The organism is Nocardia aegles, assembly GCF_052545135.1.
Genome location: NZ_JBQWRI010000008.1, coordinates 228,093 through 242,663, shown reverse-complemented (window position 1 = coordinate 242,663; position 14,571 = coordinate 228,093). Strand labels below are relative to the sequence as shown.

Here is a 14,571-nt window from a genome sequence, read left to right as displayed (position 1 = left end):
ACCATCGTGGCATCTACAGCAGCTCGCACACCTCCCAATTGTCGGCATTTCCGGTCGTCTCAAAATCTGAAAACAGAACTTTTGAACCAGCGGTGGAGCATCGACACTCTGGTAGTACAAGCAATCTGACAGCAGCCCGACCGAGTCTAGTCGAATCAAACCTGCTGCCTTCGCATGAAAGCCGGGTGTTTCGGATCGCGATCGGAGCAATGCGGGCGCATCGAACACCCCGCACGGTACGGCGACTCCGGCACCGTATCACCGAAGAAGAGCCTGGTACCACGAGGGACAATCCGTGAGAGACACCCGCGATCGGGCATAGTACATGCCGAGTCAGGGCCGCAATCAAGCCGGTACCGACGTGACCGTGGAGGCGGGCGGGCAAGGGTCGCAGCGGCTCACCGAGATTCTCCGGACCCACTGAAAAATACTTATCAGTACTTACGCAAATAATCTGGCAATCGACGAGCGACTTGTCAAAATACGCCCCCAAGCCAAACTTTTTTGTCTCTACGTCCATTTCGGACAAGTATCGCTTTCATAGGACGGCAATCCGCCATCAAGAATACCCACTCGCCGAACATATTTCCGTCTGGTATTTTGCCTATATCAAGCGCCCGAACGTTCTTCGCGCAACACCGGTGCCGGGAACCACATCCAGACAAGGCCGGTTCGCCCGAGGAATCCAGCGGCCACGATGCTGTCCACGCGTGGACGGACCCGAGCGGGCGGAGGTCGATCAGCCCCCAACGGTCGGATGTCGTCCCGGTCAGTCCACGGATTCACGCCGCCGACGGCGGACCGAGCAGACACCGACGACCGGCGCCGAAGGCCGACCGATCGGCACGGCTGCCGCGCCGGGCGCGGACTCGCACGGCGTCGAACACAGTGTGCCCACAATGCAATCGAGGCGGCGCCGAAGCCGCGTGCCGGTCGCTCGGATACATCCGCGAAGAAATTCCGGGTAGGCGAGTTCGGCAAATCGGCGCGGAGTCTCCTGCTGCCCATCGGGTCCGGTCCGGAGAAGATCACCGCGATTCCGCGATGTCGCGATTCCGCGATGTCGCGATCCCGCGATGTCGCGATCCCGCGATGTCGCGATCCCGCGATGTCGCACAGCACCATTCGTTCCCTCGCCCGTCCAAGACCGCCATTGTGAGAATCGGAGCGGGCGCGCCGGATCGGCGACCACGTCGCGCCGCCTTCTCCACTTCGATGACGATCGCCACCGTGGGCGACCAGCCCAGGCGGGCCCGCCACGGACCGGCGGTCAGCGACATCGTCGCCCACTGGGGGCAGCACTGCGCCCGACGCCGGGTCAGTGCTGGGGACAAGGGATCACACGTGATCCGTCATCGCGATCGAACGACGATCAAAGGGACGTCCACCGAGTGCAGCAGCGTATTGCTCGTCGATCCCAGCAGCATGCCGGCGAACCCTCCTCGTCCGTGGCTGCCCACTACCACCAGCTGTGCGTTCGCCGACTCGTCCAGCAACGATCGTCCCGGCCGGTCCGCCGTGACGACGCGCCGCACCGCGACGTCCGGGTAGCGCTCGGCCCAGCCGGCCAGACTCTCGGCCAGCACCGCCTCCGCCGCTTCGCGCGCGCCATCCCAGCCCCGGGCCGGCACGTCCAGACCGCTGGTGTCGCTCCAGGCGTGCAGCGCGACCAGGTCGACCTTTCGCCGCGACGCCTCCTCGAATGCCAGCTCCACGGCGGCCACACTGTTGTCGGTCCCGTCGACGCCCACCAGCACGGGCTGCCGGGCCGACACCGCGTCGATCGCCGCGATGCCGTGGATCACCGCGACGGGGCAGCGCGCGTGATGGGTGGTCGCGGTGCTCACCGAGCCGAGCAGCCCCCGCTGGAACGCACCCATCCCGCGGCTGCCCACCACCAGCATCCACGCTCGCGCGGACCTTTCGATGAGCATGGGAGTGATCAGTTCGAAAGTCACCTCGGTGGTGATGGCGGGTTCGGCGCCCGGTACCGCCGTCCGCGCCACCCGGGCGGCATCGGCGAGGATGCGCTCGCCGTCGCCGCGCAACCACTCCAGGTCGGCCTCGCCCAGTGAGATGCCGGGCCCGAAACCGGTTGGGATCGCCATCGAAGTGACGATGTGCAGCGCGCGATGATGCAGCGCGGCTTCGACTGCGGCCCAGGCGACCGCCTGATACGAACTGGCCGAGCCGTCGACGGCCGCCACCATGGGAGAGTCGAGGTCGCTTGCGCGCGAGAGGCTTTCGGTGGTCATGTGGATTCCCTCCGTCGAGAGACAGGTGCCGCACCGCGGGTCGTATGCGGCGCCGCTGCCATCGGCATCGAGCATCTCGCGTCTCGCACGGATGCGGCAGAGACGAAGGTCATTCCCCGGGCGGGCCGTCGGACCTCGCGTCATCGGTCGCCCCGCGCAGCCGGCGGCAGTACTGGTCGGAGGCAGTTCAGGAATCGTCGGCGGCGCCCGCGTCGTCCCGTTTCGGCGCTGCGGCCGTTCGCCGCGGCAGTCTGCCGGTGGCGAACAGCGGGGCGATGGCCAGCAGGGCTGTGACGGCCAACGCCACCCGCAAGGCTTCCAGCCGCGCCTCGGAATTGACCGCGATGACGGCGTTCGCGGTGGCCTCCTCGACGCCCGCGGCGTCGAGGGCGTCCCGGAGCTGGCTGTTGGACAGGAACGGCACACCGTCGGCCAGCTCGGTGGTCGCCCGTTGCTGGACCGACGCGGGAATCGCGGGGTTGCTTTCGATGCCCGTGACGACCGACGAGGTCAGGGTCGCGAGGAGCACCGAGCCGATCAATGCGGTGCCGAGCGACGCGCCGAGATTGGTGACGGTGTTCTGGAGCCCACCGACCGAGCCGCTCTGCGCATCCGGGAGCGACGAGACAGTGACCGCACCCAATTGCGAGGCCAGAGCGCCCAGTCCCAGTCCCATCAGCAGCATCGGAATCGACACCACCCCGGCGTTCGCTCCGGGGTCCAGCCCGGCGACCAGGATCAGGATGCCCGCGATCATCGACCCCAGGCCCAGCCGCACCACGCGCCGCGGGTTCGCGTGCGGCCGGAACTTCGGAATCGCCGTCGCCGCCACAACCAGCGCCACCGACAACGGCAGGATGCGGACGCCTGTTCCCAGAGCGCTGAGTTCGAGCACCACCGACAGGAACAGCGGCACCGCGAAGAACACCCCGGCCTGCACGGTGAACTGGGCGAAGAACATGCTCAAGCCACCGGTGAGCTGCCGATTACGCAGCAAGCCCGGGTCGACCAGCGGCTCCCGTCCGGTGTCCACCAGATGGGTCTGCCACCGCAGGAACGAGTACGACACCAGTAGCCCGGCGATCAGCAGCCAGATGACCGGGGAAAGTCCGAGCAGGGCGGGACCGCCCGGCTTCACCCGCACCCAGCCCCACGTGCTCGATCGCAGGACGCCGAAGACGACCATGGCGAGCCCGGCCACCGACAGCAGCGAACCCACGAGATCGAGCCGGACCCGCTCGGCCGGGGCGTCCTCGACCCTGCGCAGCACCAGCAGGATCAACACGACGATGACGACCTCGCCGAAGAAGACGTACCGCCAGGACGCGTAGGTCGTCACGGCGCCGCCGAGCAGCGGGCCCACGGCGACCGCCATCGCGCCCGCCGCCGCCACCAACCCGTAGGCCGCCGGGCGGCGTTCCGGGGCGAAGTTCGCCGCGACCAGGGACACGATCGCGGGCATGATCAGGGCCGCGCCGATTCCTTCCAGCAGCGACCAACCCAACAACAGAGTCGGCAGATTCGGCGCCAGGCCGGTGGTGGCGGAACCGACGCTGTAGATCACCAGGCCGAGGCCGAATGCTCGGCGACGGCCCAGGATGGTGCCCACCTTGCCGCCGGTCAGCATGAGCGACGCCATCACCAACGTGTAGAGGGTGATGGCGGTCTGGATACCGGTGATCGTCGTACCGACGTCCTGGGCCACGGTCGCCATCGACACGTTCATCACCGAGCTGTCGAGCGTCATCAGGAATTGGCCCGCGGCCAGCACCCCCAGCACCAGAACAGAATTCGGCCTGGCCTGCGATACCGAAGAACTCTCGATGCTCATGTGTCGGTTCCGTCCCGGTTCAGCCGAGCGGCTCGGGCCCCGAGCGCTCGGCTACGGCAGCGGTCATCGTGCCGGAATCGAGCAACGCCCCGGCACCGGCGGGCGGCTCGCGGGGCCACCTGCCGCGTTCTGGTCCGGTGGCCAGATCGGCCACGCGCCCCGCCCGGCTCGATTCGGATCGTCGCGAGCGGCCGGAGGGAACGCCGTCACAGCCCCCTCATTTGATCACAGTCGGCCACCGCGGCTCGACAAGTACTCGCGGTGATCACCGAACCCGGCACGGTCCGCGGCGCTGACCTCCCCCTGCTCGCCGAGCAGCCTGACGCCCGTCACGATCGTGGGTTCGATGGCGATGACCGTGTCCATGAGCCCATCGGCCCATGGGCGCAGCAGCCGCGTATAGCGCGCGATCCGTTCGGGGTCGGTCACCGTGCGGGGCGAGACCGGTCACGACGACCGACCAGCCCACCTGGGTCACCGCGTCGATGTCGTCGGCCTCGTACGCCACGGCCGGTCCCGGAGACCGGGAACCCACCGCCGAGAAGGCACGTCACCCTCGGCTGACCTCGGGTCTGCGCGGTCGCCGCATCCCGGCACGCTCCCGCAACCGCCGGATCTCCCGCTCGATGCCTTCGGCGAGCACGGCGATATCGGGTACGGTGTCGTAATCTCCGGTGATGCCGAAGCTCAGGTCGCCCGCATAGCTGAGGACCGCGATCGCGGTGCGCAAGCGCATGGCGATCGGCATGGCAGGCAACAGTTCCGCCACCACGCGCCCGCGCACGGTCAGCTGTTCCCGCGGGCCGGGCACATTCGTCACCAGCGCCCCGACGGCTCGTTGCGGAAATCGTGCCAGCAGACGGAGACTCCAGGCCAGGGGCGCGAACGGCAGCAGGCCCACCAGCGCGAGCACCGACTTCTCCGCTTGCGCTTCGCCTCCCGACTTGCGCCTGTTCATCCGCTCCCGGATCGCCTTCAACCGCTCCACCGGCTCCGCGACTTCGATCGGCAGGAACGGCAGCACCGCCGAAACCCGATTGTCCAGTGTGTATTTCGCCTGTTCCGAGCGCATCGAGACCGGAACGAGGATACGCAGTTTGTCCGGCGACGGCCGTTCGTCGCGGCCGCCCAGCAGTTCACGATAAGCGGCGGCGACCGCGGCCAGGACGACGTCGTTGACCGTGACGTCGAACGCCGCACCGATCTCGTGCACATCCGACAGCGCGGCCCGGGCCACGACATACCGGCGCTGACGTCCGATGGGGCCGTTGAGCGAGCACTCGGTGGCCGGCGACACGACGGCGGACAGCAGCGGAGCCAGACCGCGCGCCATAGCGACCACCGAACGCGGCACCGCGACGGGCAGCCGTGGCAGCGCTCGAACCAGATCCGGCCAGCGCACCGCGGGACGGCCGTGCGGCTCGGCCCCGGAGTCTCGCGGCTCCCCGGCCACGGCGTCGCAGAAACTTCGGAACACCGATATTCCGGATACCCCGTCCACCAGACTGTGATGTGCTTTCACCAGCAGTGCCCAGCGGTCGCCCGCGAGGTGTTCGACGACGACGCACTGCCACAGTGGATGATCGCGATCGAGTCGCTCCTCCAGTTCCGACGCCACCAGTTCGCACAACGCGGTCTCGTCACCCGGCGTGGGCAGCGCGGTCCACCGGATGTGATGTGCGAGATCGAAGTTGGGATCGTTCTCCCACACCGGCGTGGCCAGGTCGAGCGGCGCCCGGCGCACCTTCTGGCGCAGGCGCGCGTTCCGCTCCACCCCCCTGGCGACCACGCCGCTCAACTCCGACCGGCTCGGCGGAGCGCCGGAGATGACCGCCACCGCGCCGATTCCGAGACTGATATGCCGGTCGGAGTCCTCGAGTTCCATGAAGCCCGAATCAAGAGGCCGTAGTTCTGTCATGGGGTGCTCATTCACGTAGCTTCGTCTCCCCAGCATCGCGCGACGCGGCGGCGTAGATGATGGCCGAAGGTCACCGAATGCGGGGCACTCCGGCCACGGCGCGCCCCTGCGGGCGGCTGGGACCTCGGTCGTCCGCGGCACCGCACGCACGCTCGACTCGGCGGCGGCAGCAGGGGAAGAATTGCCGTATGCGAACCGTACTCATTCTCGGTGCGGGGTTCGGAGGACTGGAGCTGGCCACCCGCCTGTCGGGTTCGTCGGCCGACGAGTTCCGTGTCGTCATCATCGACCGAAACGACTCCTTCACCTTCGGCTTCGCCAAACTGGACATCCTGTTCCGTGACCTGCCGCCGGAGCAGGCGCGGGTGCCGTACTCCCGCTTCATCCATCCGCGCGTCGAATTCCGGCAGGAGGAGGTCACCTCGATCGACCCGAGGACCCGTCGCGTCCACACCGACCAGGCCGTGTACGACCCCGATATCCTCGTCGTCGCGCTGGGTGCCGACTACGACCCCGGCGCGACCCCCGGCTTCGTCGAAGACGGCTACGAGTACTACTCGATCGACGGCGCCCGCCGCTTGCGCGATCGACTCGCAGGCTTCGACGGCGGCACCGTGGTCCTCGGGGTGCTGAGTGTCCCGTTCAAGTGCCCGCCCGCGCCGTACGAAGGCGCGATGCTGCTGCACGAGACGCTCGCCAGGCGCGGGATCCGAGAGCGCACGCACATGCGATTCCTCACCCCGATGGACGCACCGATTCCGGTATCCGCGCAGACCTCCGCCGCCATCGTCGAAGCGCTCGCCGGGCATGGCATCGCCTATTCGCCGGGACGCCGGGTGCACGCGCTCGACCCGGATCGCCACGTGGCGGTCACCGGGACCGGAGACGAACCCTACGACCTGTTCATCGGAATCCCGAAGCACCGGGTTCCGGCGGTCGTCGAGGCATCGGGGCTCACCGAGGGCGGAACCGACGGCTGGATCGCCGTCGACCCGCACACCCTCGAGACGCCGTATCCGGGTGTCTACGCCCTCGGCGACTGCGCCGACGCACCGGTCCCACGGGCGGGCGTGTTCGCCGAGGACGCCGCCCGCACGGTCGCCGCGGGCATCGAGGCCGGGTTGCACGGCTCGGCGCCGTCGGAGCGGTACCGCGGGCGGGGCACCTGCCACATCGAGTTCGGCGGCGGCCTGGTCGGCAAGGTGGAGGCCGATTTCCTCTCCGGTGCCGCGCCGGTCGCACCGTTCACCCCGCCGTCGGTGGAACTCGCCCGGGAGAAGTCCACCGCCGCCGCGGCCCGGCTGGGCCGCTGGTTCACCGGCTGACCGGGTCGTCCACGCCCGGCTCGTCCGCCCGCCACGCGCTGGTCGGCACCGCGGCGATCTCGGCCGCACCGCCGCGCCACTCGCTCGCCTTCCCGTCGCGGCCGGACCGCCACGCGCGCGATGACGCCACCGAAGGACCAGGCGAGTGTGACCGAAAGCCGAAGGGACGGCGCTCGGCGATTACCCGGCCCATATCGGGCTATGACCTGGTGTGACCACCATTCGTTTGGGCTGCCGTGCGCCGAGACCGGCGCGATCGCGCAAAACCGATCCTTCGATTGCGAGCGAGGAGCAACCGTGCAGACGCCATCGATCCATGTCGCCTCCCTGCAGAACGGCGAGCAGATCCACCGCAGCGAACTCGGCTCCCTCACTCGGCTCACCGCCGATAGTTTCCCGATTCTCAGCGGGCTTTCGATCAAACGCCTGACGCTCGCGCCGGGTGCGATCCGCGAACCGCACTGGCACGCCAACGCCACCGAACTCACCTATTGCACGGCGGGGCGGGCACTGGTCTCGGTCCTGGACGACGGCAGCAGATTCTCCTCGTTCCTGGTGGGCGCGGGCGAGATGTTCCACATCGACTCCGGCGCGCTGCATCATGTGGAGAACGTCGGCGACACCGAGGCCGAGTTCATCCTCGCCTTTCGCCACGAACGACCGGAGGACTTCGGATTCAGCGCGGGCCTCGGCGCGATGACCGATTCGGTGCTCGGTAACACCTACGACCTGCCCGCGGAAGCCTTCGCGAAGATCCGGCGCGACACCACCGCCAGGCTCGTCGTGCGACGCGAGGGCGAACCCGATATCCCGTGGACCGCCCACTACGGCGACCCGCACCACTTCGCGATCGAGGCGATGCCCGCCCCGGTGGACTCGCCGGTCGGTTCCGCGCGCACCGCGCGCGCCCAGTTCTGGCCCGCATTGCGCGACATCTCGATGTACTCGCTGCGGGTATGCGAAGACGGCATGCGCGAACCGCACTGGCACCCGGTGACCGCCGAAATGGGTTATGTCCATCGCGGCTCGGCGCGGATGACGATCATGGATCCGGACGGCACTCTGGACACCTACATCGTGCGCGAGGGCGAGGTGTACTTCGTTCCGCGCGCCTACCCGCACCACATCGAAGTCGTCGACTCCCCCGAGATCCACTTGCTGATCTTCTTCGACCAGCCCACGCCCGCGGACATCGGCTACCGCGCCTCGATGAGCGCCTACTCCCGGAAGGTGCTCGCCGCGACTTTCGGCGTCGCCCTCGATGAACTTCCCGACCTGCCCTTCACGCCGACCGATCCGTTGATCGTCACGCGGAGCAACGCCTTCGTCCGGTAGTCGCGGCAAATACCCGGCCGCATCGTCACACCGTCACCGCGGGATCGAGCATTACCGCCGATTCGAGTGTCCCGGATCTTTCGCGCTCAGGCGCTCGGCGTCAATGCACGCAGCGGCTGGTCGAGTTCACGGCGGTAGAAGTCCAGGAAGCCGTCCGGGTCGGGGCCCGCGTTCTGCATCACCAGATGGTCGAATCCGGCATCGGCGTACTGCTCGGCGGCGTCGAGATAGCGGGCGGGATCCGGGCCGCAGGCGAAGTTGTCGAGGATGTCCGCGAGCCGGACGGTGGTGGTCGCGGCGGCGAAATTGACCGGGTTCGGCAACTCGCTCATGACCTTCCAGCCGGTCACTGCCCAGCGGGTCGTATCGAGCACCGCCTTCGCCGCCGTGTCCTCGTCGGGCGCCCAGGCCATGCCGACTTCCGCGTATCGAGGGCCCGTACCGCCCGCGGCGCGATAGTGCTCGACGATGTCGGATTTCGGCTCGGTGGCGAACAGCCCGTCGCCGAACTCCGCGGCGATGCGTGCGGCCTCCGGTCCGGCGCCGGCGACGACGATGGGCGGGAGCGTCTCGGGCAGATCGAAGACGCGGGCATCGGAAAGGGACAGGAATTCCCCGTCGTAGCAGCGATAGCCACCGCTCCAGAGCAAGCGGATGATCTCGATGGCTTCACGCAGCATCCGATGCCGGATGCGCACGGGTGGAAACTCCCGGCCGACGACGTGTTCGTTGAGACGTTCGCCCGAACCGACCCCGAGGGTGAAGCGGTTGCCGGACAAGATCGCGAGAGTGGCCGCGGCCTGCGCGATGATCGCGGGGTGATACCGCAGGATGGGGCAGGTCACTCCGGTCGCGAGCTCGATCCGGTCGGTCTTCGCCGCGATGGTTCCGAGCACGCTCCAAGCGAACGGCGAATGCCCCTGGTTGTCCAGCCAGGGATGGAAGTGATCGCTGATCTCGACGAAGTCGAACCCGGCCTCTTCCGCCCGAACCGCTTGCCGGACAAGCTCGTTGGGACCGAATGCCTCAGCCGCCAGTTTGTACCCGATGCGCATCGCCACCTCCTGGTTCGACGGGGAGCGGCCGGTCACCGCATGAACCGGCTCGTGGCGCGCATACCCGGCAGGCGGCAGCGAAAACTCGGCCGGGCCCGCAGCGGCGGCTACCACCCCATCCGGCCGCCCCGGACCCGAATGGCGGCATCGCGCCGGTTTGTCCTGTGGCACCCTGAGTGCGGCAATAGCAGCTGTCGTGGCGGCGCGATGGAGCGAACCCGGCCGGCGGCCGACTCTCGCCCCTCGACCGACTCGCGACATCTGGCGAACTTTCAGCGTTTCTTCGTATGTCTCACCTGGGTAACGGCGTATGGTCGCGCTATGCCGACAGCGACGTCGATCGACACCGGAGCCGAACACCTCGCCTGCTGGGTCACCGTCGTCGGGGAACGTCTACACCAGTTGCCGACCGCAAACCCGCATATCCTGCTCGCCCACGCCATGAGCGGCTTCCTCGCGATCGGGCGGGCGAGCATGGCCCTGCTGACCACCTCCGTCGATCCCACCGACATCCGAGACCACGATCTCGTCTTCGAGATCACGGCCGACGCGGAGCGCTGGCTCACCGACGCGGCGACCGAACCGATTGTCAACCAGGTCACCGATCGCGGCGAGCACATTCAGCGCTACCTCAGTCCCACCGCACTCGACACCCTCGCGAAGGCCCGCCTGCGACGCTGCGCGCAGACAACGGCGATCCATACCCGTGATCTGCTGACCGGGATCGACACCGACCCGACCGCGCCGGAGGAGATCCGCGATCTCGCCCGTGATCTCGCCACGCGAGCGAATGTCATCGCGACCGTCTACGCCGACGACCCGCAACAGCTGCTCTCGATGACCGGCAGGTGACCCCTGCGGGGCGTGCGCCGGCGTTCGACGAGGCAGCCCGCCGCGGCAGCCCATTCCGGGACGTCGGCGACCACCGGCCACCCACGGATGCTCGGGCGTAGCACCCGACCGGCGGCACGTTCACATCGAGACCGCGATGATCGACAATGGTGTCATGGTGACGGTGCTGCTCGGCGGCGACGTCATGCTGGGCCGAGGTGTGGACCAGGTCCTGCCGCATCCCGGTGATCCGAGGCTGCGCGAACGGTACGTCGACGACGCCCGAACCTACGTCGAACTGGCCGAACGCGCGCACGGCGAGTTCCCGCATCCGGTCGGATACCGCCAATTGTGGGGCGATGTGCTGCCGCTGCTCGCCCAGCTCGATCCCGAGGTGCGGTTGCTCAACCTGGAGACGTCGATCACCGCCGACGGCGCGTTCGCCCCCGCCAAAGGCATTCATTACCGGATGCACCCGGACAATGTGCCCGCGTTGACCGCGATCGCACCGGTGATCTGCGCGCTGGCCAACAATCACGTGCTCGACTTCGGAATTCCCGGGATGGCCGACACCATCGAAGCGCTCGATGCCGCGCATATCGGCCGCGCCGGCGCCGGCGCCGATCTGGCGGGCGCCCGCGCCCCCGCCACGGTGGAACTCGCCGACGGGCGCCGCGTGGTGATCGTGTCGGTCGCCGCCGGATCCAGCGGTGTTCCGGAATCATGGTCGGCGCGGCGCGACCGGCCGGGGCTGTGGCGGGTAGGCTACTCCCCCGGCGCCGCGGCGGCCGACGATGTCGCCGCCGAGGTGGCGGCGCATACGCACGACAACGACATCGGCATCGTTTCCGTGCACTGGGGACCGAACTGGGGCTACGAAGTCACGCGCACCGAAACACAGTTCGCGCATCGGTTGATCGATGCCGGAGTCGACGTGGTGCACGGGCACTCCGCGCACCATCCGCGTCCGATCGAAATCTACCGCGGCAAACCCATCCTGTACGGGTGCGGCGACGTCATCGACGACTACGAAGGTATTCGTGGCCACGAGCGATACCACACCGATCTGCACCCGCTGTACCTCGTATCGGTCGATCGCGGGCCGGCAGCGGTCCGGCTCATTCCACTCCAGGTACGGCACATGCGCCTGGAATGGGCACCGCGGGCCGAATCCCGCTGGCTCTGCGCGAAACTGGAGGACATCAGCCGCCGCTTCGGCACTCGTGTCGCCCGCGGAACCGACGACCTCCCCGTGGTGTTCAGTGCCGCACGACGGTGAGATGGCGGTGGAACCATTGAACCGCCGAATCGGCGACTTGCTCGAGCGCACCGGGTTCCTCGAACAGGTGTGTCGCGCCCGGAACGATGTCCAGCTCACTCGGACACGGCATCCGTAGCTGGGCCTCCCGATTCATCTCCAGCACCCGACTGTCGTTGCCGCCCACGATGAGCAGCGTCGGCGCGCGGACCGCGGCCAACCGCGCACCGGCCAGATCCGGACGACCGCCACGGGAGACGACCGCCGCGATCTCGGTGCCCGGTTCGGTCGCCGCCCACAGTGCCGCGCCCGCGCCGGTGCTCGCCCCGAAATATCCGGTCGGCAGGCCGCGCAGCTCCGGCCGCGTTCGCAGCCAGTGGGTCACCTCGACCAGGCGATGAGCGAGCAACTGGATATCGAACACGCGGGCGCGATCGCCCTCCTCCGCCACAGTGAGCAGATCCACCAGCATTGTCGCGAAACCCGCCTGATTGAGGACCTCGGCGACGAACCGGTTTCGCGGGCTGCGCCTGCCGCTGCCGCTGCCGTGCGCGAAGGCGACCAGCGCGGTGCACTCCGACGGGACAGCCAGTACCCCGGCCAGCCGGGTGTACTCCGACGGCACGATGACCTCTTCTGTTCGCGTCGGGGACCGGTGTGCGGACGGCATCGAACACCTCCTGCTATCCGGCGTACCCGATCAGGTCGGTCCTGCGCAAGAGGGGAAGGGCTTTCGTCCGCACGACTGACCACGGACGGTCGATGATCAGCCCGCGTCCTCGGGTTCGTCGGACTTCTCCGACTTCACGATGTGGACGCGCACCGGGAGACGGAACAGGTTGCCCGACCGGTTGCGGACCCACTGGGTGACGGCGGCGACCGCCGAGCCCAGCGATGTCACGCCCGCCAGCAGCGCCCACGGCGTGAGCGCAGCGGACGTGTAGGCCACCTGCCCGATACCGGGCACGACGAGTCTGCCGTTGCCGAACGCCCAGTTCATCAGCGATCCGATCTGTCCCCCGAGATCCGATCTGCGTCCGACCATCGCCTTCAACTCCGGGCCCTTGCTGTTGATGTAGAGCACGGTGAACACGACGAACAGCGCGCCGACCACCGTGGCCAGCGTCGCCAGCCGATCGAGCGCCTCGATGCGCAGACGCAGGTTCACCACGACCGCGAAAATCGCGACGACGATCGCGGCACAGGCCAGCAGAGCCCAGAATCCGGTGATCCGGGCACCGGGAGGCGCCGATCGCGACCAGACGTTGAGGAACCGCGTGGTGATCTCCATCCGGCCGAACGCGTTCGTGCTCACCTTGCCATCGGCACCCGCGGCGGTGAGCCACGGCTGGAACAGCAGCACCAGCGTCACCAGACCGCCGACCGCGGCCCACACATAGCCCCAATGCCCACGCAGCGCGGTCAGAATCGCCTTCGCCGGCACGCCGGCGCCGCTGGGCGCCGGGTTCTGCTGTGCGGACCGGTCGTCTCGCGTTTCGTCCGACTGCCAGGGCGTTGGCTGCACCATAACCTCAGTTTATGGTCGCGTCTCCGCCCGAATTCTCGCCCGACTCACCGCCGGTGGGAAGGATTCAAGCGGCATGCGGCGAGCCGGTACTGCGAAGTCTGATCTGGCGTCGGCGAGGTAACGATCGCGTGACCCTGCGCCACTCCGCCGCGCCGAACCAATCGACACAGCGGCTGTCGGGGCGACCGCACCGATTCGAGGCGGTCGCGCCACAACACGATCGAAGATGTCCAGATCTCCATTGGGCAAAGGCGAGTCGAGCGCATATCAAGGCGCGCGACTGCGGGAATTATAGGCATAAAGGAATCCCCCGGTACGTTTTTCGGTCGAATTGGATTCCGCTGTCCCGAAAAGAGCACCACCGGTGATCGTGCCGTTACGAAACGCCGGGGAACTTGACATTTCCTTGCCTGGCGCGGACCGGCCTATGGGTGAAGCATGAAATCCGTGAGTCAGGGTTAATTTCACTCGAGTCAAAGGATGCACAATGTCCACCAGAATCACGAAAATCGTCGCCGCGACCGCAATGGCCGTCTCCTTGGGCGTCATCGCGGCTCCCGCCGCTTCCGCCCAAACGACACCGTCGGACGCCGCGACGCCGGTTTTCGGCTCGGTAGTGCTCTGCATACCGCTCGGCAGCGCCGTCTGGTGCATCTGAGAGCGCCTGTGGTGCGGCCGAGCCGAGTTCAGGCGGGCCGCATGGGGTACAAACCATTTCGCCGAATCTCGCGCGAACCGACGTAGGGAGGCCGACGACCGCAGTTGCCGCCGCACGCGGATCGACCGTTGCGGCGGCACTGTCACCATCGGCTTCCTTGCGTCGAATCGTCGGCTACGACTCGATCACCAGTATCCGACATCACCGCCAGGGGACTTCGCACGGAAAGTAGCTCTTCACGTCAAAAAGTCTTTCCGGCCCGGTCAATCACCGCGCCGACCACCCGGTTCAACCGATCAATGCGTTCATAATGGTTCCGGCGCTGGTGGCGATGACGCCGCCGAGCATGCCGCCCGCGACCATCTTCGCCGACGCGAGTGGACCGCCGTTCCACTTCTCCCAGGCGAATCTGCCACCCGCATAGGCGATTCCGGTGACTCCGGACAGAATCACGAACCACGTGAAATACCGGAACAACTGGAGGAATTTTTCCGCGTTCGGGGGAGCCTCGGGGACCGGGTCGTCCACCTGAGCCAGGAGATACGCTTCGACTGCCGTATGGATCGTCATTGATCGT

At 67.7% G+C, this 14,571-nt stretch carries 12 protein-coding genes and 2 pseudogenes; 4 read left to right on the top strand and 10 right to left on the bottom strand.

Annotated elements, in window-relative coordinates; genetic code table 11:
• Positions 1–1,352 precede the first annotated feature (1,352 nt).
• The 4 genes and pseudogenes from ACT89H_RS22455 to ACT89H_RS22440 all read right to left on the bottom strand — a co-directional run bounded on the left by ACT89H_RS22455 (position 1,353) and on the right by ACT89H_RS22440 (position 6,004).
• Positions 1,353–2,255, bottom strand: a complete 903-nt coding sequence (locus tag ACT89H_RS22455) for a universal stress protein (RefSeq protein WP_445110607.1) — start codon at positions 2,253–2,255, stop codon at positions 1,353–1,355.
• A 187-nt stretch (positions 2,256–2,442) separates the two neighbouring features.
• Positions 2,443–4,086: an MFS transporter gene (locus tag ACT89H_RS22450; protein ID WP_445110606.1), complete on the bottom strand. Its 1,644-nt coding sequence runs from the start codon at positions 4,084–4,086 to the stop codon at positions 2,443–2,445.
• A gap of 306 nt (positions 4,087–4,392) precedes the next feature.
• Positions 4,393–4,615: pseudogene (locus ACT89H_RS22445) on the bottom strand (pyridoxamine 5'-phosphate oxidase family protein); the annotation flags it as partial.
• A gap of 21 nt (positions 4,616–4,636) precedes the next feature.
• Complete coding sequence (locus ACT89H_RS22440; protein WP_445110605.1) at positions 4,637–6,004, bottom strand: wax ester/triacylglycerol synthase family O-acyltransferase; 1,368 nt, start codon at positions 6,002–6,004, stop codon at positions 4,637–4,639.
• 188 nt (positions 6,005–6,192) lie between these two features.
• On the opposite strand from ACT89H_RS22440, the gene ACT89H_RS22435 reads away from it, so the two are divergent.
• Positions 6,193–7,329, top strand: a complete 1,137-nt coding sequence (locus ACT89H_RS22435; protein ID WP_445110604.1) for an NAD(P)/FAD-dependent oxidoreductase — start codon at positions 6,193–6,195, stop codon at positions 7,327–7,329.
• Here the strand turns inward: ACT89H_RS22435 and ACT89H_RS22430 are convergent.
• Entirely contained in the window at positions 7,319–7,459 is a 141-nt protein-coding gene (locus ACT89H_RS22430) for a hypothetical protein (RefSeq protein WP_445110603.1), read from the bottom strand. The genes ACT89H_RS22435 and ACT89H_RS22430 overlap by 11 nt on opposite strands.
• A gap of 167 nt (positions 7,460–7,626) precedes the next feature.
• On the opposite strand from ACT89H_RS22430, the gene ACT89H_RS22425 reads away from it, so the two are divergent.
• Positions 7,627–8,664 (top strand): cupin domain-containing protein, encoded by a 1,038-nt coding sequence (locus tag ACT89H_RS22425; protein WP_445110602.1) that lies wholly within the window; start codon positions 7,627–7,629, stop codon positions 8,662–8,664.
• Positions 8,665–8,750: 86 nt separating this feature from the next.
• Here ACT89H_RS22425 and ACT89H_RS22420 read toward each other — a convergent pair whose 3' ends face one another.
• A complete protein-coding gene (locus ACT89H_RS22420) occupies positions 8,751–9,719 on the bottom strand; it encodes a TIGR03557 family F420-dependent LLM class oxidoreductase (protein WP_445110601.1) in 969 nt (322 codons plus the stop codon).
• A 321-nt stretch (positions 9,720–10,040) separates the two neighbouring features.
• Between ACT89H_RS22420 and ACT89H_RS22415 the strand changes: the two genes are divergently transcribed.
• Positions 10,041–10,571: a hypothetical protein gene (locus ACT89H_RS22415; RefSeq protein ID WP_445110600.1), complete on the top strand. Its 531-nt coding sequence runs from the start codon at positions 10,041–10,043 to the stop codon at positions 10,569–10,571.
• 136 nt (positions 10,572–10,707) lie between these two features.
• On the top strand, positions 10,708–11,829 hold the full coding sequence (locus tag ACT89H_RS22410; protein WP_445110599.1) for a CapA family protein: 1,122 nt from the start codon (positions 10,708–10,710) through the stop codon (positions 11,827–11,829).
• Here ACT89H_RS22410 and ACT89H_RS22405 read toward each other — a convergent pair.
• From ACT89H_RS22405 to ACT89H_RS22390, 4 genes and pseudogenes are all read right to left on the bottom strand, one after another.
• Positions 11,810–12,481 (bottom strand): annotated as a pseudogene (locus ACT89H_RS22405) (dienelactone hydrolase family protein); the annotation flags it as partial. The gene ACT89H_RS22410 and the pseudogene ACT89H_RS22405 overlap by 20 nt on opposite strands.
• Before the next feature lie 93 nt (positions 12,482–12,574).
• Positions 12,575–13,336, bottom strand: coding sequence for a hypothetical protein (locus ACT89H_RS22400; RefSeq protein WP_445110598.1), 762 nt, complete (start codon positions 13,334–13,336; stop codon positions 12,575–12,577).
• 267 nt (positions 13,337–13,603) lie between these two features.
• Positions 13,604–13,990: a hypothetical protein gene (locus ACT89H_RS22395; RefSeq protein WP_445110597.1), complete on the bottom strand. Its 387-nt coding sequence runs from the start codon at positions 13,988–13,990 to the stop codon at positions 13,604–13,606.
• A 292-nt stretch (positions 13,991–14,282) separates the two neighbouring features.
• Positions 14,283–14,564 carry a hypothetical protein gene (locus ACT89H_RS22390; RefSeq protein WP_445110596.1) on the bottom strand — a complete coding sequence of 94 codons (282 nt, stop codon included), beginning with the start codon at positions 14,562–14,564 and terminating at the stop codon, positions 14,283–14,285.
• Positions 14,565–14,571: the final 7 nt, after the last annotated feature.